This is a genomic window from Paenibacillus sp. D9, from assembly GCF_001188365.1.
GTDB lineage: Bacteria > Bacillota > Bacilli > Paenibacillales > Paenibacillaceae > Paenibacillus_O > Paenibacillus_O humicus.
Genome location: NZ_JZEJ01000001.1, coordinates 879902 through 899748, shown reverse-complemented (window position 1 = coordinate 899748; position 19847 = coordinate 879902). Strand labels below are relative to the sequence as shown.

The window sequence follows — 19847 nt, the reverse complement described above, 5'->3', positions numbered from 1 at the left end:
ATCATGTCGAAAATCTTGACCCGGTCCGAGGTCGACGCAGAGACGACTTGGGATTTGCGCGACATTTTTGAATCGAAGGAAGCCTGGGAGCAGGAATGGAATGCCATTGTGCAGGATCTGCCTTCCGTCACGAAATACGAAGGCACGCTGGGCGAAGGCGCGGACAAGCTGCTCGCCTGCCTGGTCGCGCAGGAAGAGCTGCAGAGCCGGATCAGCCGGGTATACGCGTATGCCCATCTGCATCAATCCGGAGACAGCATCGATCCGGACAATCAGATGAACGCCGCCAAAGCGCGCGATCTTTCCTCGCAGGCCGGCTCCGCCTTTTCCTTCATCAAATCCGAAATCATCTCGCTCCCGGACGGAACGGTCGCCGCATACATGAGCGAGCAGCCCGCTTTGCGGGATTTCGAGCGGAGCCTCGGCCTGCTGCTGCAGACGAAGCCCCATCGGCTGACGGCGGAGACGGAAAAGGTTCTGGCTTCCTTCGGCGAAGTGCTGGGCGCGCCATACCGCATCTATGAACGCGGCAAGCTGACGGATATGACCTTCCCGGCCGCGAAGGACGGCAGCGGGAATGAGCTGCCGGTTTCGTTTGCGCTCTATGAGAACAAATACGCGGAATCGCCGGATACCGAGCTGCGGCGCAATGCGTTCAAAGCGTTCAGCGGAACGCTGCGCAGCTACCGCAACACCTTCGCCGAAGCCTACGGCACCGAAGTGAAGCGGCAGGTGATCGAGTCGCGCCTGCGGGGATATGATTCCGTCACGGACATGCTCTTGACGCCGCAGCAGGTCACGACCGAAATGTACGCCAACATCCTGGACATTCTGCAGGAAGAGCTGGCGCCTCATATGCGCAAGTACGCGGCGCTCAAGAAGCGGGTGCTTCAGCTGGACGAGATGACGTTCGCGGATCTGAAAGCTCCGCTCGACCCCGATTTCAGTCCCGGCATTACGTTCCAGGAAGCGGGAGAGCTGATCAAGGAAGCTCTTGCCGTCCTTGGTCCCGAGTACGGCGAGATCGTGTCGGATGCGTTCCGGGACCGCTGGGTCGATTATGCGGACAACGCCGGCAAGAGAACCGGCGCGTTCTGCATGTCGATTCCCGGCGTCCACTCCTATATTCTGATCAGCTGGGCGGACAGCATGAGAGGCGCATTCACGCTCGCCCACGAGGTCGGGCATGCAGGCCATCTGATGCTTGGAAGCCGTTATCAGCGCCCGACGAACGCCAGGCCGTCGCTTTACTTCATCGAAGCGCCATCGACGATGAACGAGCTGCTGCTGGCGGACCATCTGCTGTCGCGCTCGGAGGATCCCCGCATGCGCCGCTGGGTCATATCCCAGCTGCTCGGCACTTATTTCCACAACTTCGTCACCCACCTGCTCGAAGGCGAGCTTCAGCGCCGAGTCTACGGCCTCGCCATGCAGGACGTGCCGATCACGGCCGTGAAGCTGTGCGAGCTGAAGGGAGACATCCTCTCTTCGTTCTGGGGCGGGGATGTCGTCATCGATGACGATGCCAAGCTGACCTGGATGCGCCAGCCGCATTATTATATGAGCCTGTATCCTTACACTTATGCGGCTGGACTGACCGTATCGACGGCGGCAGCGCAGCTCATCCGGGAGGAGGGACAGCCCGCGGTGGATCGCTGGCTGGAGGTTCTCAAATCAGGCGGCTCGATGAGTCCGCTTGAGCTGATCCGGCTCGCAGGCGTCGATATGTCGAAGCCCGATCCGATCCGTACCGCCGCAGCCTATGTCGGCTCCCTGATCGACGAGCTGGAAAGCTTGTACTGACCGGCCTCGCGCTGCGGGCCAACGATAAAAAAACCAGCTTTTGCCGACGGGATCGGCTGAAGCTGGTTTTTTTTGTCATGCATAGGATGAGCGGAACTCCGTCGGGCTGAGTCCCGTTTCCTTGCGGAAGCATTTGGCGAAATAGTGGGTGTCCGGGTATCCGGTCCGTTCCGCGACATCCTTGATGCTGAGGGAGGTGGAGGCAAGCAGCTTGCGCGCCATGTCCATCCGTTTGCGGCTGATGTATTTGGCCGGCGGCATCCCGAAGTGCTTCTTGAAGTACGAAATGAAATAGTTCGGGTGGAGATGAAGGGAAGCCGCCAGATCGTTGATGCTCAAGCTTTCCTGCAGATGGGATTCCACATAGTCCTGGATGATGCGGATTCTCTGCATGTCCTCGCTCCGATGGGTGAGCACCTGCACCGGGATGCTTTCCAGAAAGGAGGACAGGATTTCCAGCATGACCGCCTTCTCCCGGAGAAGCGAAACGAGGGAGGGGCTGGAATGCAGCTCCGCCAGCTCGGCGAACAGGCTCTGCATCCGCTGCGGGTCCGGCGCATCAATGCAGAGCGGGGCGTCGATCCACTGGAACAAGTCGAACGGGCCGACGCCGGCATTGAAGTGGCACCAGTATTTGGAGAAAGGCGGCTTGTCCGCGACAGCCGAATACGACTGCTTGACGAAGGCCGGCATCAGGCACAGCTGGCCCGGCTTCGGAAAGCACTCCCGGCCGTCCACCTGGAGCCAGCCTGTCCCGTCCAGGATGAAGTAAAGCCGGTTGAATTCCGGCACGAAGTCCAGATCCCGCCAGTCCGCCGTGCACTGGGTGCGGTGGGCGACCTGAACCCGAACCTGCAGATTGTCGAGCAATTCCAGCAGAGTGGATTCTTCTTGTCGAAGCATGATTCGTCCAGCCCCATTGCTTAGTTTTGTCCCCTAATCCCTTAGGAACTTCCATTCTCCCCCTCGGAACCGCGAACTATAATCAGTGTATCAGATTCCGGGAGGGACATCGATCATGACCAATAACCACAAGCCGGCTTTGCTCACAGACGAACAAATGAAAGCCTTTATCCGCGACGGAGTGCTGCTGCTCCAAACCGACTTTCCGCAGGAGTTCCATGACGGCCTGGTGTCTCAATTGAACGAGGTTTACAACGAGGAAGGCAATCCCGGCAACAACATTCTGCCCCGGATACGGGACCTGCAGAAAGTATTCGACCATCCGGTCGTGACCGGCGCGCTTACCAGCGTGCTCGGTCCCGATTACCTGCTGCACACCCACCGCCACGGCCACTTCAACGCCTCTCCGCAGCCGGGAGGCTGGCATAAGGACAGCTACTGGGGCTATGACCGGATGAGAAACCATCATCCCTGGTGGGCGATGATCATGTATTTCCCGCAGGACACCCCTGTTGAGCTCGGACCGACAGGGATCTTCCCGGGCACCCAGCTGCTGGAGTCCCGCATGTTCGAGGACGAGAATCCGAAGGAGGAAGTGACTGCGCAGGGCGGCGCCGGCACCTTCGCTCTCATCCATTACGACATCTGGCATCGTTCCACAGCCAACGTGCTTGGCCAGCCCCGTTATATGCTGAAGTTTGAATTCATGCGCACGACGGCGCCGTCGGCTCCTTCCTGGGACTGCCGGAATCCGATCTGGGCGCCTTCGAAAGAAGCGGCAGCCGCGGAATCTCATCAGGCTGTCATCTGGGAAGAGACGTGGAACTGGCTCTTCGGACGAATCGGCAGCCTGGCCGATACGCAGCCGGACGATGCGGAAGCCGTTGAAAGGCTTGCGGCCGCTCTGGCAGGATCGGATGAGCGCTCAGCCCTCAACGCGGCTTACAGCCTGGCAGCCAGAGGCCAAGGAGGAATCGCCGCTCTGGAGGAGGCTCTCCGGCAGGAGAACAGCCGAATTTCCCGATTGGCTGCCTACGGCCTGTCGGCTGCCGGAACAGGATCGGTCGCCGGCCTGCAGGCAGCGCTTGACAGCTCCGACGCCGCGACGGTCTGTCATGCCGCATTCGCCCTTGGCGAGCTGAGAGAGCTAGCCGGAGCTGCGGTACCGAGGCTTGCCGCGCTGTTATCCGGACAGTCGGCCGAGGTTCGCCGCCAGGTCGTCGATTCACTCGGAATGATCGGAAGTCCGGCGGAGCGCATCGTGCCGGCGCTCATCCGGGGCTTGCGCGACGAGGACAGTCAAGTCCGGTTCATGGCGGCTCTCTCGCTGCTGCGCTTGAAGGGAGCGGCGGCGGATGCCGTGCCTGAGCTGGCTGAAGCTCTGCAGGATCCGAACCGCTATGTACGAGGACATGCGGCGGAGGCTCTTCGCTACATCGACAGCCCGGAAGCGCGGGAGGTTCTGTTCCGCGAGCTGTTCAACCTGCGCTGGTGCTCCGATACGACCAAGGCCAGCACGTTCTGATCGCAGGCTCTGCCTGACTGCACAACTCAGCCCGATGCGGATGAAAGGAAGCAAGGTCACGAAGGGATGTTCAGGAGCGGCATAAGGCCGCTCCTGTTTTTTTATGCGCCTGTAGGAAAATCAACGGGCTTTATCCAATTGTAATATAGAGACTAAGAAAGGGTGGGGAACAAATGAAGGCTAGACATGAGGTGTTGTTCCAACAGCTGCACGCTTATCGAAGGGAGCTCCTGGAGCTTGCCGCGGAGGTGACGGAAGCGCAGGCCGAGGTGATTCCGGCTGGCTTCAACAATAACATCCGTTGGAACCTGGGCCACATTTTCACGGATCAATACGCCTGGATTCATGCGCTCACTCAAGAGGAGCAGCCGGTTGCCGCAGGCTTCAATCTGTGGTTCGGATACGGCTCAAGCCCGTCCTCGTTCACGACGGAGACGCCTTCCTTCTCCGAGCTTCTGCAGATGCTTGAGCAGCAGCCTGCCGAGATTCAAGAACGATATCGGGATCGACTGGATGAGGAGTTCCCGCCGACCGAAATGGGGATGCACACCGTCGAGCAGGTGCTTATCCGTACGATTTTTCATGAAGGGCTGCATATCGGAGCTATTCAGGCTCTAAAGAGACAAGCAGTCGAGAGAGCGCAATAGGACAGACGACAAGACTGCGCAAAAGAGCAGACGACAAGACGGAATGGACATGAAATCTCAACGAAACGATGCCTTTTAAGGGATCCCAGCCTGCAAAAAAAAGACATTATTCGCGGTTAAATGTTCGTTTCCGAATCAGGAAACGAACCGCCGAAAATCATCGCCAGTATCCACGAGCCGGACAAAAGCTTGATCGGAATGGAGGCAAGGGAGGCCGCTTCAACCCCTGGGAGATTTCGGAGCTTTGGGTAGGGGAGCTGCGCCGCTCTTTCCGCGCACGCCGGTAATTTGATTATGATTCGCTGCGGGCTGGGAAGAGAAAATAATGCAGATGGAGCGGCATCCGCTTAAGACAAGTATATCCGCTGCAGCCGAGGTCCCAGCCTGCTGAGCACCTCGTTCACAATCGTTCCGGCGGATGCCGCCACCTCTTCGGCCGCAATGGCTTCGGCTCCGTCCCGGCCGATCAGCGTAGCGGCATCTCCTTGCCTGACTCCTTCGATCTCCGTCACGTCGACTGTCATCTGATCCATCGAGATGCGTCCGACGATTGGCGCGCGCTTGCCATGCAGCAGAACCGAGCCGCCTGTCTCCGCCAGCCTTCTCGGGATGCCGTCGGCGTAACCGATCGACAGGGTAGCCAGCACAGTGGCGCGGGAAGCCGTGAAGCCCCGATTGTATCCGACCGCTTCCCCGCATTCGACCCGGCTCACCCGCGTCACGCTGGCCTTGAGGGAGAGAACCGGGCGCAGCTCGATATCGGCCGGAATCCGGCCTTCCGGAGCGGAATTCAAGCCGTACAAGGCAAGGCCTGGACGCGCTGTGTCGAAGCTCCATCCGAAGCCGTTGAGAATGCCGCTGCTGTTCTGGATATGGAGCCTGCCCGGGTCATGTCCTGCGGACCGGATTTTCGCCGCGACTTCCAGCAGCCGTTCATATTGGAGCCGGGTAAAAGCCCGGTCTTCCTCGTCGGGACTGTCCGCGCATGCCAAATGGCTGAAAGTGCCGATGACATGCAGATGGCTGTGTCTGTACATCGATAAAATTTTTTCCGTATGGCCGAACGGCTCTCCGAGGCGGTTCATGCCGGTATCGATCTTGATATGGACGTTGATTCTCTTGCCGGATGCCTGCAGGCGCTCGGCATCTTCCGCGCTTACGACGGTCTGCGCGAGATCGGCATGAAGAAGCTCGTCCAGCCGGTCCGACGGGGTGTAGCCCAGAACGAGAATCTCGCCTTGGATGCCTTGCCTGCGCATGGCGATCCCTTCGTCGATCTCGGCCACGGCAAAGGAAGAGATGCCGGCACTGTACAGCCGCTCGGCTACCGGTGCAGCTCCATGGCCGTAAGCATTCGCCTTGACGACAGCCATCAAGGTGGTGCCCGAAGGAAGGATGCGCTGCAATTCCTTCACGTTATGGTCCAGATTGGCCAGGTCGATCTCGGCCCAAGCGCGGCTGCGCGCGGCGGTTGTGCTTTTGAGCTTGGTGAGCATGATGACACCTCCTAACGATAGAGCCGCAGACGTTGCAGCGACCGCGATGAAATGGATCAGGCTGTTGCCGATGAGCAGAGCCTGCAAGCCAAGGAGCTTGGCTGTTCCGCGAACGGCAACGATCATCCATGGATGAACGACGTAGATCCAGGTGCTCAGCTGCCTGAGAAGAAGGCTTTTCTTGCCTCCCAGCCTCAATAGCAGATGGAAGAGGCTGTACATGGCAGGAACCAGAAAGACATACATGGCGCCCAGACGGGCGAAGTCCGCTTGCTTCAGCCAGATCCCTTCAATCAGAGTGAGCGCGAGGAAGAAGAGGAATGCAACGGCCAGCTTGGGAGCGGAAGCGGGCGGAAGAGGCCGTTGCGCAGCGCCGGCTCCCATCGCAATGAACAGCGGAGCGAACCAGATGCCGTTGCGCGTGTAGTCCGACCAATGGAACGAGGAGTTGAAAACCGCGGCAAGAGCGGGGCTTACGGACGCCGTAAGACCAAAGTAGCTGTCTCCAAGCAAGCCTATGGCATACAGTCCGGCCGCAATGCCTATGACAGCCTTGCCGGGAAGCGCGGCCTTCAGCCCAAAGACGATGCCGACTCCGATCATGAGAGCGGGCAGGTACCAGAGATGATAGAAGGTGCCGTTGAAGAAGAGGCCGCTGACATAAGAACCGAAATTCCGGGATGAGTTGAAATCCCCTGAATACACATTAAGGGGCAGATAAAGGAGAATTCCCAGCGCGTAAAGGAATCCGATCCGGGACATAAACTGTTTCAACGCGGCCCATCGGGACGGCTTGCGGGGCAGCGAACGGAAGAAAAAGAAGCCGGAGGCCATGAAGAAAAAGGGAACGGCAACCCTTGACAGAAGTCCGCTGAGCAGGAAATCGGCAAACGGACTGTACGTCGTCAAAGGGCTGGTATGGTTGGCAACGACGAGCATGCCGGCCAGGAGCTTGAACCGGTCGAGGCTGCCGAACCTGGCTTCAGCCGCCATGCCGTTTTCCGCCCGGATACGTCACCGTCACGACGAATCCGCTGCAGTTGTCGCCGGATATGCGCCAGCTGCCTTGATGCGCCGCCGGAATCGGAACCGAGGTCAGCTCGCCGGCGGCGGCCGCATAATAGATTTCAAACCTGTTGCCGACCGCGAGATGGTTGTCTCCGCCCGCAAACTGGCGGATGAACCCCGCATATTCCTCCAGGCACATATTCTCCCTCTCCATGATGGCCGCATGAGGAAAGCCGACATAGCGGTAGTGCCATGGCTCCCCGGCAATTCCCGTAAGCGATGACTTGCTCTCCTTGTATCTCTCGATGAATCCGTAATCGGCCGCCAGTCTCTTGAACCGTCCGCACGCTCCATCGGTGGGGAACGATGGACGGATATAATCCATGCCGTCGGACGCCAGGCCGACATCGACGGCAAGGCCGGTCTGGTGCTCGCTTGCGCCTGGCCTTGCCACGTAGCTTTCCGTAAAGGCGATCCCGTTTTTCCGTATGGAATTGTCGTACAGGTTCTGCTGCGCCTGCTTGGAACGGTAGCCGCTCACGACCGCGATGCTGTCCAAGCCCCGGCATGCTGCCAGCAGGGCGGCCAGCTGCCGTCCGCATTCGCTCTCCAGGGAACGGGTCGGCTCTTCCGCGTTGAAGGCCTGGATCATGCCGGATGGAAGCGGCGCCAGCTTCATCTCTTCCGTCCTGACCGGATAATCCCGATTGACGAGAATCAGATAGCCTTCATGCATCTGCTTCAAAGGGACCCGCACGCTCTCTGCCAGGGCTGATGCCGGTTCGGATCGCCATGGCGGACTTGTATCGGCCTTCATATACGCGGTTCCTTCAACGCATCATGGATCAAGCGGTCGAGCAGCTCGGGAAAGCCGATTCCCGCTTCGCGCATCATGCCGGGATACCTGCTCTTCTCCGTAAACCCCGGAATCGTATTGACTTCATTGAAATACAGCCGTCCGTCCTTCCCGAGGAAGAGATCCACCCGGGCGAGTCCGCTGCATCCCAGAATCCGGTAGATGCGCAGCGCCATTTCTTTTGCTTCCCGGGCTGTGCCTGCGTCGATGCGGGCAGGGAGATGGATGGAGGCCGTGCTCAGCGAATATTTTTCCGCATGGTCGAAAAACTCCCCGTGCAGCGCGATTTCATCGAGCTCTCCGGCAATCGGATCCTCATGGCCGAGTACCGAGCATCCCAGCTCGAAGCCCTCGATATGCCGCTCGATGACGAGGCGGCTGTCGTGAGCCCAAGCTTTCCCGATTCCGGCCAGCAGCTCGTCCCGCCCGTGTGCCTTGGTGATGCCGATGGACGAGCCTGACCGCGAAGGCTTGACATAGAGCGGATATCCGAGCTGTTCCGCAGCCGCGACGATATCTTCCATCGAATCGCCGGCTATGGCGCTGACAGATGGAGGGACGTTGATTCCGTCGGACTGAACGATGATTTTCGCCATCGTTTTGTCCATGCATACCGCCGAGGACAGCATGCCGCAGCCTACGAACGGAATGCCGGACAGCTCGAGAAGGCCTTGCATCGTGCCGTCTTCTCCGTTTTTGCCATGCATGACAGGGAAGAGGGCGTCGAGCGGGGTGAATCGGAATTCCGTGCCTGCAAGCTCGATCAAGCCTGGAAAAGCGCGGTTGGCGGACAATACAACGGGTACGCAGCTTGGATGCGACCTCCAGCGGTCCTCGCGGATCGCGCTGGAATCGCCGCCGTACCGGTACCATTCTCCTTGTCTGGTAATGCCGATCTTAACGATTTCATAGCTGTTCCGGTCCAAGCTGTCTATGACCGCAGCTGCGGAGGAAAGGGAAACTTCGTATTCAGTCGAGCGGCCGCCGAAAATGATTCCGATCATGGATCTTTTCATATGATTGTTTCACTCCTATGCATGTTTGCAAGCAGGACGATGGGCTTATTGTTCTCTTGCATGGATGTAGGAAAGACGGAGATAAATAAAAAAATGTATCAGGCGGAGTCCAAACAGACTTATAATCCAATCCATTTCATCAAAGGTCGAGCCCTTTTGCCGCGCCATTCGGGCTTTACGCCAAAAAAGGCCCTCTGCCTCGAACAACAAGCAGAGAGCCTTTTATGGAATTCAATGTGGCGTGCAGTCAGGTCAGCTATGTCTGGACGGTTTCCAGTCATATCTTTTTTTGCCTTCCGAAGCGGCCGGTTTCGCCGCTTCAATCGATTTGCCGGTCGCTGCAGCTACGGAGGCCTGCTCGTCCGATTGAGGGAGATCCACCGTACCGCTGCCGCCAGGAAGGACATGACGAGCGGTCACAAACGTGTTGTCCCAAGTACTGCCGGCAAAAGTCGAGACGGTGACGCCGATGCCGACACGGTAAGTATGAAGCAGCTTGCCGTCTCCGATGTAGAGGCTCACGTGGTTGATGACTCCGTCCCGATTCGTATCCGAGAACACGAGATCGCCCGGCTGCAGCCGGTCCTTCGCGACCGGCGTGCCGACAGCGGCTTGCTGCCTGGACGAGCGGGGCAGATCGATGCCGTTTTTCTTGAAAATATATTGCATGAACGAAGAGCAGTCGAAAGCATCCGTTGATCCGGAACTTGCCCCGAATTTGTACGGCACGCCCAAGTATTGCATTCCCGTTGCAACAACAGCATCGGCTGTGGAAGCATTCGCATTCCCATTTGCAGCCGCAGCATGAGTCGTGTTCGGATCCAAAAGCATAGCTCCGGAAAAGGCCATGGACAGGCTCAGCGCAACGCCTAGCAGCTTGGTTCTCACTCGATGGTTGCGAGGTTGCATGGTTGAGTTCCTCCCGCTCGGTATAGTAGGTTGATGATGGCTGTCGTGATCGCCTGGGAACACCATAACACAGCCGTAATCCCCACTACTTCCCAATGTGGACGAAAGTCCTGACCGCCCTTGCGGTTGAGCCCGTTTGTTAGAAAACCATGAGAAAAAAATCATCCAGGCCGTATTGACGATGAGAAAAAAGCCGGATCGCCAAGGCGGAGCCTGAAAGGGAAGCCGCCCGGAAATCCGCGCATCCTTGCGCTTCCCGCCAAAGAACGGCTGGAAAAGCTGTAGGCAGACAAGCCCATCTCTTTTATACTTAGTGGAAATATGGAAATCCTAACCGAAGGAGAACAAACATGTCCGAGAAAATAGCCTGGTCAAGCGGAGAATGGCTGACAAAGCCGTTGTCCTGGGAAGAAATCGATGGCAAGCTTCATGTGGAGGCAGTGGAAGGAAGCGACTTCTGGCAAAAAACGATGTACGGATTCCAGCGCGACAGCGGCCACTCCCTGCTTGCTCCATGGAATGGCGACAAGGCCATCGAGGTCGGATTCCGCCTTGACGGCATGGATCATCTGTACGATCAGGCAGGACTCATGCTGTGGAGCCATTCGGAGCAATGGATAAAAGCCGGCATCGAAATGAACGACGGCATCCCGCATGTGGGAGCCGTAGTCACTTCGGGACTGTCGGACTGGTCGCTTTCCCCGGTTCCGGAATGGGCGGGGGAAGTCGTGACGATCCGGGCATCCCGGCTGGAGGATGCGGTCATTGTGAGAGCGAGAACGGAGCGTCATCCCTGGAGAACGATCCGCGTCAGTCCTTTGCCGAGCCGCGAAGATTGGCAAGCCGGTCCCTTCCTCTGCGCGCCTACGAGCGGAGGACTCAAGGTCGCCTTCACCCGATGGGTGCTGGCCGAGCCTGATACGGATGTCCATGTCGAGCCTGTCGAGGACTGATCCCATCCGCCAGAAGCCCAGGGATCCCGCCTCGTTCCGGAGGCAGGATCCTTGGGCTTTTGTCTCATCTACGTAATCTGCTGCTCCATTGCCATCAGGCCTTCTTCTCCAGAACAAGCGGAGAGATCGGCAGCGTATGCCGGATATCCAGCAGCTCTCCATAAGCCGTTATGAGGACATCGGCCATGGCAAGGTCCTGGTTGCCGGATCCCGGATTGCGGAAGCCGATGCATCTCATCCCTGCGCTCTTCGCCGCCTGGACTCCATTGCGCGAATCTTCAATGACGAGACAGGAGGCAGGCTCCGCATTCAGCAAGCTCGCCGCGCGAAGGAAAATATCCGGCGCCGGCTTGCCTCGATCGACTTCCTCGCCGCTGACCACGACGTCGAAGTACTTGCCGAGCCCGGTGCGCTCCATGATGATCTCGATCAATGCCCGAGGGGAGGAGGAGGCGACAGCGAGCGGAACTTGCCTTTCCTGGAAATACCTCAGCAAGCATTCGACATCGGGCATGGCCTCGAGACGTTCGTGCCGGGCCAGAGCCGTCAACACCATTTCCTTGTGATGGGACAAAACCTGCTCGAGTCCGGCGTGGATCCGATGCTTGTCCAACACCCGCCGCCACATCGTTTCCAGCGTAATGCCGACATAGCCATGATGCTCCTCTTCATCGACGGAAGCGCCGAAGTGGAGAAACGAGCTTCGCTCGATTTCGAAATAAATCGGCTCGCTGTCGACGAGCACGCCGTCCATATCGAACAGCACCGCCTGTATCGGGCTTTCTTTCCAATCGGATAGACTCCATGCGTTCATGGCTTTCTCTCCCTTGATTCCCAGATTGATTGGTACGGATCAGCTGGATTGAAGAATGACCTTGATCGCATGGGAGGACGCACTGAGCGTTCTTTCGTTCAAGTCGCATCCGAGAGCGTGAAAGGCTTCCTTGTACCGGTCCAGCGGAAACGTATGGGTAATGATTTCTTTGGCGGGAACGATGCGCTGCTCGATCAAGTAATGGGCGGTCGAAAAGGTTCCCAATGAATCGATGGAGCCGATGATTTTCAAGCTCCGGTCCACGATTTCCTTCGGATTGAACGTGCTTGTGCCGTCTCTTAAGCCGACCAGCATCAGGTAGCCGCCGTTCGCCAGGTTGGAGATGACCTGAGTGCCGACCACGCCTGTCGTATCTACGATCAGGTCGACCTGCCGCCCCGACGGATCGGCCGCCTCGACGGCTGCCTGGAACGAATCATAGGCTTCCCAGCGAGCCGGAGCGATCGAGCCCGCCTTGAGCAGCCTTTCCTTGGAAATGTCCACCAGAGAACCCGTTACGCCTTTCGATGCGAGCGCATGGCTGTACAGAATGCCGATCGGCCCGGCACCCAGAACGATCGTCCGGAAGCTGGGAAGAAGGTTGATTTGGTTGATGCCGGTCAGAATGCAGCTGAGCGGCTCGGTCAAGGTCGCCTCCTCATAGCTGACATGGTCCTGCAGCTTATACAGAAAGCGGTCTTCGGCCACATAATAGTCGGTGAAGGTGCCGTCGGCGCTGACGCCCGTTTCCGTGACGGATTTATGGGCGCAGTGATTTTGCCGTCCCGTCCTGCACATCCCGCACTGGCCGCAGTAGTAGGTCGGATCGATCACGACCCGGTCTCCTGGCATAAGCGTCGTGACGGACTTGCCGACAAGGACCACTTCTCCCGCCGATTCATGGCCGAGGATGATGGAGGACGACGCCTGATATTTCCCGCTCACGATTCCGAGATCCGTGCCGCATACGCCAGTGGCCTTGATGCGGACCAGCACCTGGTTATCCTTCTCGATGGCCGGTACGGGCCTTTCTTCGAGAGCGACATCCCAAGCCGAATTGTACACCAATGCTTGCATCCGTTTCTCCTCCTCAACTGTATTCAAGACTGTCCAGAACCGAGTCCAATCTGCCGACGATTTCCACGAGCTCATCCGCGGTGACCGTCAGGGAAGGCCTCACCTTCACGACGTTGCCGAAGCCGTACCGCGATCCTCTCAAGATGAGGCGCTGATCGCTGAATGCCCGCTCGATGGCCGCATTTGCCTTCGCCACATCGGGAGCGTCCTCGCTGTCGACGATTTCAAGGCCCCACATAAGCCCTACGCCGCGCGCTTCGCCGATGCACGAGTGCTTTTCCGCCAGCTCGCCCAGCAGCTCGCCCAATATTTCGCCTTTCAGCTTCACCTCGTCAAGGAAGCCCGGCTCGGACACGACATCCAAGGTTGATTTGGCGGCTGTAACCGAGATCAGATTGCTGCCGGACGTGAAGGAATGCTCATGCTTCTCCAGCACATCCAAGCGGGATTGCATCAGCACCGCCGCCACCGGCACGCCGATTCCGCCGAGCCCTTTGGCAAGGGTGATCATATCGGGACGGATGTCGAAGAGCTCGCTTGCAAACATGTAGCCGGTGCGGCCGATGCCGGTCTGGACCTCGTCGGCGATAAGGATGAGGTTGTATTCATCGCATAATTTGCGGAGGCGCTCGAAGTAGCCGTCAGGGGGGATGATATTCCCGCCATTGCCCAGAATGGGCTCGATAATCATGCAGGCGACCGATCCCGAGCTCGCATATTCGATATGGTCGGAAATGGCTTCGATGCATTGAAACCCGCAATTCGGGCGCGAAGCGTTGAAGGGGCACCGGTAGCAATAGGGAGCGGGCACATGCAGGGAATTCGCGGCGGCGGAGTTGGGGAATTTCCTGCGCCGGAAAGCGTTGCCTGAAATGCCTGTCGCAAATTGGGTTTGGCCGTGATGGGACAAGAACAGGCTGATGATATCCGTGGACTCGGTATACTTCTGAGCGATTTTCGTCGCGCATTCGTTGGCGGTGGAGCCGGTGATATCCCGCATCCAGCCGGCATTGATTCCGTTGGGAGCATATTCGACCAGATGATCCAGCACTTCATTCACATAAGGCTCGGTAAAAGAAGAGGACATATGGGTAAGGTTGCCAACCTGCTCCTGTACTTTTTCCACGACATAGGGATGGTTGTAGCCGAGAGAAAGGTTGAAGGTGCCGGATACTCCATCGAGGTATTCGGCTCCTGAATCATCGATCAGCTTGATTCCTTTTCCGTACCTGAACCGGTCTTTTGTCAAGGTTTGCATGATTTTACCTCCACTATGAATAAGGATGATTTCGTCGGAGCCCCACGTAGTTGCGCATCACCTCCTCAACAATGACCTTCCGATTGAAATCCGAAGTCCCTACAGCTCCTTGCCCGGCTGGATCAGGGGAACGCTTCTATGCTCGGCGCTCCACTTGTCGGCTAGACCAATGGACAAAAGCAGCACAGCACTAAAGCCCGCAAACAGCCAGATCGTATGGATGGCGGCGCCTTGGGCCATGCTCCAGCCGATCAAATATTGCAGAACCGCGCCGCCTATCCCGCCCGAAGCGATCAGGATGCTGGTTGTTTTTTCGGTCTGTCCGGGAAGCAGCGTATTGGCATACACGAGAGCGATGGAGAACAGCCCCGACATGCATAGACCGACTCCGAACACGAGCAGATAGGGAGCCCATTCGCTGGAGATGACGGCCATGGCGGAGAGAAGCAGAAGCGTTCCAGCTGCGCTCCAGAACAAGAAAGGGATATATCGGATCGACTCCGCGATTCTCCCTACGAACAGCCGGCCGATCACCATGGCAGCCCACAGAATCGTAACGCTCAATGAAGCTGCGGAATCCTTGGCATGAATCGTCTCGATGAAAAGAGAAGGAAGGAAATTCATGAGTCCCAGCTCCAAGCCCATATAGACGAAAAAGAAAGCCGCGAATAGAATCAAGATCCGAAGGCTCCTTCCTGAATACCGGAGCTTCCGATGGCCGGGTTCCGCCGGAACGGCTTCATGAATACCTGCCGAGCTTGAGCCGGGAACCTTGCTCCAGAGCAGCAGCAGCAGGATGGTCATGGCCGAAAGGGTGAAAAAGGTGAAGCGCCACAGTTCGAGGAAGATGTACAGGCTGGCCAAGGCCGGAATCAGCAGCGCGCCGACACCGAAATAAACGTCCAGCTTGGTCATCGCAACCGCTTTTTGTTCTTCCGCGAATTCAATCGTGAAGGCTCCGATGGTGGATTCGATCATGCCGGAGCCGAAGCCTGCGGCTATGGTCATGATGAGGATCCAGGTCCAATCGGGCAAAAAGCCCATCACGAAATACCCAACGGCAATGGATGCCAAGGCCAGGATCAGCAGCCTCTTCCGTCCTAGCCGGGCCGACATGACAGGAGACGCCATCACACCAGCCAAAAAGCCGAGAAACTGCAAAAACAACAACGTTCCGCCATCGCTGTAAGAGCGATTGTAGGCGGTCAATAGCTGGGGCAAAAGAGAGCCCAAAACAACGCTGGTAACACCGATCAGGAAGTAAAATCCGCAGCTTAAACGAAAAATTCTTCTCAACAATCAATCCTCCCGCTCTTTTTTTAGTTTACAAATGAATAACAATACCAGTTGTTATTTCATTTCAAAACTAGTATGTATTGTACATTTAGAACTTGTCCAAATCATATAGACCGATTGAATCAAAATAAAAATCGATTTTCATGTCGAAATGAATCGTAAATAGATGGATTAATATCACATTAATATTATTTCTTCACATGTTGTCGACAGAGCGCGAAAACCATTGGCCGAGCCTTCCTTCCTGAGGTTGACCAGACTGAATGGCATTTATAAAACGGGGAAACCAGTGCGGTTTCCTCTCATGCCGGTGTCATAAGCGGAAGAAAAATATCCAACTGGGACTGAAGGCTCTTGTGCAGCAAGGCCGGGGCACAGGAACGCAGCAAAGGAATAGAACCGGCTTGATTCAGCGTGGAGCGCCGACGATGGCGACCCTATTCGACAAGGGCGATGACGGGCCGAGCGCTTCGAGGGCGCATGCCGACAACGCAGCGGACGGACCGCAGACATAGTCTTGTCCATAGGCAACAGACAAAAACGTTCATCGCATGCCGTCGAATGCATGAACGGGATGTCGATGCAGCTCGCCTGAAAGGCTCAAGAACGAAAAAGCGGATGCCCATAGGGGCATCCGCTTTTTCGTTACTTCCATGGATGATGACCAGGAAGAAGGATCGGTTCCGGTTCAGTTCATGCGTGCAGCAGGCTAAAGACGGGAGGGCTTCGTGTATTTTTGATTGAACAGGGTTTGAAGGCCTCTGGCAAGCAGCTGGAATCCCAGAATAAGGACGAGGTAAGCGGCGAGAGGAACAAACAGGATCCATGGGTAGACGTCCAGGCTGCTCCGTCCGGCCGCGATCAATCCGGCCCATTCATTGGTGCGGCTGTTGTATTCGATCGGATCGAAGGTCATGACTGTTCCTCCAACGAACAGATGGAAGATGGCCAATTGCCCGAACAGAGTCAAGACGAGCACGATTTCCTGGACGATCAAGATCAGGAAGCTGTCCTTCAAGTGGGGAAAGAGATGGGCGCCGATCATTTTCCGGTGGCCCGTGCCGATTGATCGAGCAGCGAGGATGAACGGCTTTTCTCGAATAAGCTCCGTTTTTTCCTTGATCGAGATGACAACCGACGGAATCCCGACGGCGGCAAGCACTGCTCCCATCACGACGCATAACCGAATCGGCGAAAGGCTGGAATTGATCGATAATCCGGCTAGCAGCAGCCAAATGACCAAAAAAATCGGAATTCCATTCAGCAGCTTCCAGGTTGTCGCCGGCTCTCGGCGTTTTGCGGGCTTCCTGGCGAAGTAACCCAGCAGCATGCCCGCGATTCCGCCGAAAAACACTCGGGCAAAAGCAATCGCGACGGCTAAGAAAATCGTGTACTTGGCGCCAACCAAAATCCGGGTCATCAGGTCATAGCCGTAATAGTCGGTTCCAAGCGGATAATCCTTGCCTGGAGGAAGCGGCGGCGCAACAATCGTTCCTTTTCCGCTGCTGTCGACTGCATAATGAATTTTCAACGGCTCGTCCAAATCATGCCGGATAAAAAACTTGCCGAAAATGGCTGCGCCTATAATTGCCGTTGTGAGAATCAAACCTGCCAGCAGCGTTTTGTTCATCGAGACAACACCTTTTCCCATCCCCATAGATAAGTTTTCAGCAACGTATAAATAACGGCGTATAGAAGAAGCAGCGTGAGGAGTCCATTCACGACAAGCGGGAATTGGTATCCGCTATAGGAGTAGACATTGCTGAACAAGAGCATCGTCAAGCCATGCAGATTATACAAATACTCCACGATAAAGATATTCCCGATCAAAATTCCCAGAAACTTATGCAGATCCGCTCGTATGAAAGGAAGCACATTGGGAAGAGCATGATAGAAAACGATGTAGAGTTTCCTTAATCCGCGGGCTTTGGCAAAGCCGATATAATCTTCGGCCAGCGTATATGTCATCTGCATCGTTACGTTTCGAATCATATAGCTGGCCGGAATGAGAATCGACGATACGAGGGGAAGCACGATCGCAGGCTCCTTGACCGATAAGGTCGCGATTTGAAAAAGGACGACTCCGGTTTTCGATGCCACGAATACGACCAGAAATTGAAGGAGAAGGATGGATACAAAATCGGGCATCGCGCCCAAAAATTCCACGGTCCGCTTCAGCCATTCCGCACGGGATAACGAGAAATAGATTCCGATCAGGACGCCAATCGTCGTCCCGATCAGAGCTCCGCAGGCGAGATAACCGAATGAAATGATGAAATAGCTTCCGATCTGCTCCCAGAAGGAAAGCGTGTTCTGTCCGGATAGAAACCGGAAGGAATCGCCGGTCGGGATGCCGGAAAAATACGCCTTGATGCTTGCTGCGCCCTGAGGCCAATCGAGCCGGATAGAGTGGCTCCCGTCCGGCTGCAGCAAGAGAGGCAGCTCGGCCATGATCAAGACGAGGATGAAGACCATTGGAATGCTTAAAACAATTCGGTTCATTTTTGACATCGCTATCGCTGGATTCCCTTCCTTTGGAAATTCTATTAAGTATATCTTTTAAATCCTTGAAAAGTCTAGATCCGTTTCGTTTCTATCGGCGGGAAGCCGTTTCCCGCTTGACTCTCTTCCATCTCTATCCTCTTGTGATAAAATAATCTAGCATTCAAAAGAAATAAAAGGGGAAATGTCGTCGATGAGAGAGTCGGGATGGAACAAAATTCGGAAAACGGCCTTGTTCGGCCTTTGCTTGCTGATGCTCGCAGCCGCAGGCTGTCAGGCGGTCGGAGGCCTGGACTTGAACGGCGCTATCGCCAAATCGCTTGCGACGCAATCCGGCGAAAGCCGGGGCAGCTTGATGCTGAGCGTGGATTTCAGCCGATTCGCCTTTGAAGATGTCAGCGCTCGCAGCGAGCAGGCAATGAAGCTGCTGGAAAATGTGCAGGTGCGCATCGATTCATGGAAAGTCGAGAACGAAAAGCGTCAATCGCTTCACGGCGCGCTGCTGTTCGGAAGCCGCAGCATCGGCTTTTCCGCACAAGCGGATGAACAGCAGGCCGTTATCCGGATCGAAGGACTTAAAAAGCCCTTGGTCATCCCTATGAATGACGAGGATTACAGCTACGGGGACAGCCTCGGCGCTTCCGCTGTCGGAATCGGCGGCTCGGTAGACCCGCTGCAATCCGCGCTGATCAGCCGCGAGCTGGTGGATAAGGCAGGCGGATTCTGGATCTCCAAGCTGCCGAACCCCGAACGCCTCTCCGTGCTTCCTGTATCCGCTGACGTATACGGCGGAGGCCAAGCAGCCTGGAAAGTGACGACAGAGTGGCAGGGCATGGAGCTTTGGAGCTGGCTCAAAAAATATGTAGCGGAGTTGGCGTCCGATCCCGACGGGCTGAATGAGTCCATCAGCGCCCTGTACGATGTCATGCTGGCGCATCCCGAGCTTGAAGCGGCCGATGACAACGGCGAGCCTTTGACCGCAGCGGGCAAGGACGAGCTCGTCGCCAGCGCGGTCGAGTCCATCCGCGACGGCCTTGCATCCGGTCTGGACAGCATGGACCAGGCGGAGGAGGAAGGGGGGCTCGAGGATCTGTTGACGAAGGGCTCCTCGCTCAAGGCGGAGCTGCTGCTGGATTCCTCTCTGCATATCCGCAGCTTGAGCGCTGCAGCCGTATGGCAGCCGGAGCAAGCCACGGTGGAGCGGGAGAAGCTTCCGATCCAAGGAATCAGCCTGGTTATCCAGCGGGAACAGTGGCATGTCAATGAAGAGGTGGCCGCGGACAAGCCGGCAGCCGGCAAGGACAGCTGGACTTCGGAGCGCTGGGCGGACGCCCCGAGCTTCCGGATCATGCAGGATTTCGATAAAGGAAGCGCCGCATACGAGATCCTCAAAAACGAGCTGCAAGCCGGCCGGCAAACGGCTCTGTTCTTCCCGTTCGGACCGGATTCGTTCATCCTGACGGCATCCGGCCAATCGCTGGTGCCGCTGAGAAGCGTTGCGGAGCGCATGGGAGGAACCCTTATGTACGATTCCTCAAAGAAGAAATGGAGTCTGCAGGATGCTGCGACCGGCAAGACGGCTTGGTTCCAAAAAGACAGCCGGTCGATTCAGATCGACGGGAAAAACGCAGAGCTTTCCTATCCGGCAACCGTCGTGAGGGGCAGCCTGTACGTCCCGGCGAGGGATATTGCCGTCATCCTCGGAGCTTCGATCAGCGTTCAGAAAGAAAGCTACACCCAATATGTCACACTTGAGCGCGAGGTCGGCTAAACGAGCTGCCGCA

The 19847-nt window shown here is 56.8% G+C and carries 16 protein-coding genes; 5 read left to right on the top strand and 11 right to left on the bottom strand.

What is annotated here, in order from left to right; genetic code table 11:
• Positions 1-3: 3 nt before the first annotated feature.
• Complete coding sequence (gene pepF / locus VE23_RS04200; RefSeq protein WP_049867367.1) at positions 4-1803, top strand: oligoendopeptidase F; 1800 nt, start codon at positions 4-6, stop codon at positions 1801-1803.
• A 75-nt stretch (positions 1804-1878) separates the two neighbouring features.
• Here pepF and VE23_RS04195 read toward each other — a convergent pair whose 3' ends face one another.
• Positions 1879-2706 carry a helix-turn-helix transcriptional regulator gene (locus tag VE23_RS04195; RefSeq protein WP_049867366.1) on the bottom strand — a complete coding sequence of 276 codons (828 nt, stop codon included), beginning with the start codon at positions 2704-2706 and terminating at the stop codon, positions 1879-1881.
• Positions 2707-2821: 115 nt separating this feature from the next.
• Here VE23_RS04195 and VE23_RS04190 point away from each other — a divergent pair, with 115 nt between their 5' ends.
• Entirely contained in the window at positions 2822-4231 is a 1410-nt protein-coding gene (locus VE23_RS04190) for a HEAT repeat domain-containing protein (protein ID WP_049867365.1), read from the top strand.
• Positions 4232-4404: 173 nt separating this feature from the next.
• Positions 4405-4878, top strand: coding sequence for a DinB family protein (locus tag VE23_RS04185; protein ID WP_021877307.1), 474 nt, complete (start codon positions 4405-4407; stop codon positions 4876-4878).
• A gap of 347 nt (positions 4879-5225) precedes the next feature.
• On the opposite strand, the gene vanT is transcribed toward VE23_RS04185, so the two are convergent.
• From vanT to VE23_RS04165, 4 genes are all read right to left on the bottom strand, one after another.
• Positions 5226-7367: a serine racemase VanT catalytic subunit gene (gene vanT, locus VE23_RS04180; RefSeq protein ID WP_049867364.1), complete on the bottom strand. Its 2142-nt coding sequence runs from the start codon at positions 7365-7367 to the stop codon at positions 5226-5228.
• Positions 7357-8199: a M15 family metallopeptidase gene (locus tag VE23_RS04175; protein ID WP_049867363.1), complete on the bottom strand. Its 843-nt coding sequence runs from the start codon at positions 8197-8199 to the stop codon at positions 7357-7359. The genes vanT and VE23_RS04175 overlap by 11 nt, the downstream gene beginning before the upstream one ends.
• Entirely contained in the window at positions 8196-9254 is a 1059-nt protein-coding gene (gene vanG, locus VE23_RS04170) for a D-alanine--D-serine ligase VanG (protein WP_049867362.1), read from the bottom strand. Before vanG ends, VE23_RS04175 begins: the two co-directional genes overlap by 4 nt.
• Before the next feature lie 252 nt (positions 9255-9506).
• A complete protein-coding gene (locus VE23_RS04165) occupies positions 9507-10163 on the bottom strand; it encodes a C40 family peptidase (protein ID WP_049867361.1) in 657 nt (218 codons plus the stop codon).
• 350 nt (positions 10164-10513) lie between these two features.
• On the opposite strand from VE23_RS04165, the gene VE23_RS04160 reads away from it, so the two are divergent.
• Entirely contained in the window at positions 10514-11116 is a 603-nt protein-coding gene (locus VE23_RS04160; protein WP_021877302.1) for a DUF1349 domain-containing protein, read from the top strand.
• A gap of 94 nt (positions 11117-11210) precedes the next feature.
• Here the strand turns inward: VE23_RS04160 and VE23_RS04155 are convergent, their stop codons facing one another.
• The 6 genes from VE23_RS04155 to VE23_RS04125 form a co-directional block, all read right to left on the bottom strand.
• On the bottom strand, positions 11211-11930 hold the full coding sequence (locus VE23_RS04155) for an HAD family hydrolase (RefSeq protein WP_049867360.1): 720 nt from the start codon (positions 11928-11930) through the stop codon (positions 11211-11213).
• Positions 11931-11969: 39 nt separating this feature from the next.
• Positions 11970-13007, bottom strand: a complete 1038-nt coding sequence (locus VE23_RS04150; RefSeq protein WP_049867359.1) for a zinc-dependent alcohol dehydrogenase — start codon at positions 13005-13007, stop codon at positions 11970-11972.
• Between the two features lie 13 nt (positions 13008-13020).
• Positions 13021-14265 carry an aspartate aminotransferase family protein gene (locus tag VE23_RS04145; protein WP_048745405.1) on the bottom strand — a complete coding sequence of 415 codons (1245 nt, stop codon included), beginning with the start codon at positions 14263-14265 and terminating at the stop codon, positions 13021-13023.
• 99 nt (positions 14266-14364) lie between these two features.
• Positions 14365-15561 (bottom strand): MFS transporter, encoded by a 1197-nt coding sequence (locus VE23_RS04140; RefSeq protein ID WP_049867358.1) that lies wholly within the window; start codon positions 15559-15561, stop codon positions 14365-14367.
• Positions 15562-16270: 709 nt separating this feature from the next.
• Entirely contained in the window at positions 16271-17191 is a 921-nt protein-coding gene (locus VE23_RS04130; protein WP_049867356.1) for an ABC transporter permease, read from the bottom strand.
• On the bottom strand, positions 17188-18063 hold the full coding sequence (locus VE23_RS04125) for an ABC transporter permease subunit (protein WP_048745411.1): 876 nt from the start codon (positions 18061-18063) through the stop codon (positions 17188-17190). The genes VE23_RS04130 and VE23_RS04125 overlap by 4 nt, the downstream gene beginning before the upstream one ends.
• A 193-nt stretch (positions 18064-18256) precedes the next feature.
• On the opposite strand from VE23_RS04125, the gene VE23_RS04120 reads away from it, so the two are divergent.
• Positions 18257-19834, top strand: a complete 1578-nt coding sequence (locus tag VE23_RS04120) for a copper amine oxidase N-terminal domain-containing protein (RefSeq protein WP_049867355.1) — start codon at positions 18257-18259, stop codon at positions 19832-19834.
• Positions 19835-19847: the final 13 nt, after the last annotated feature.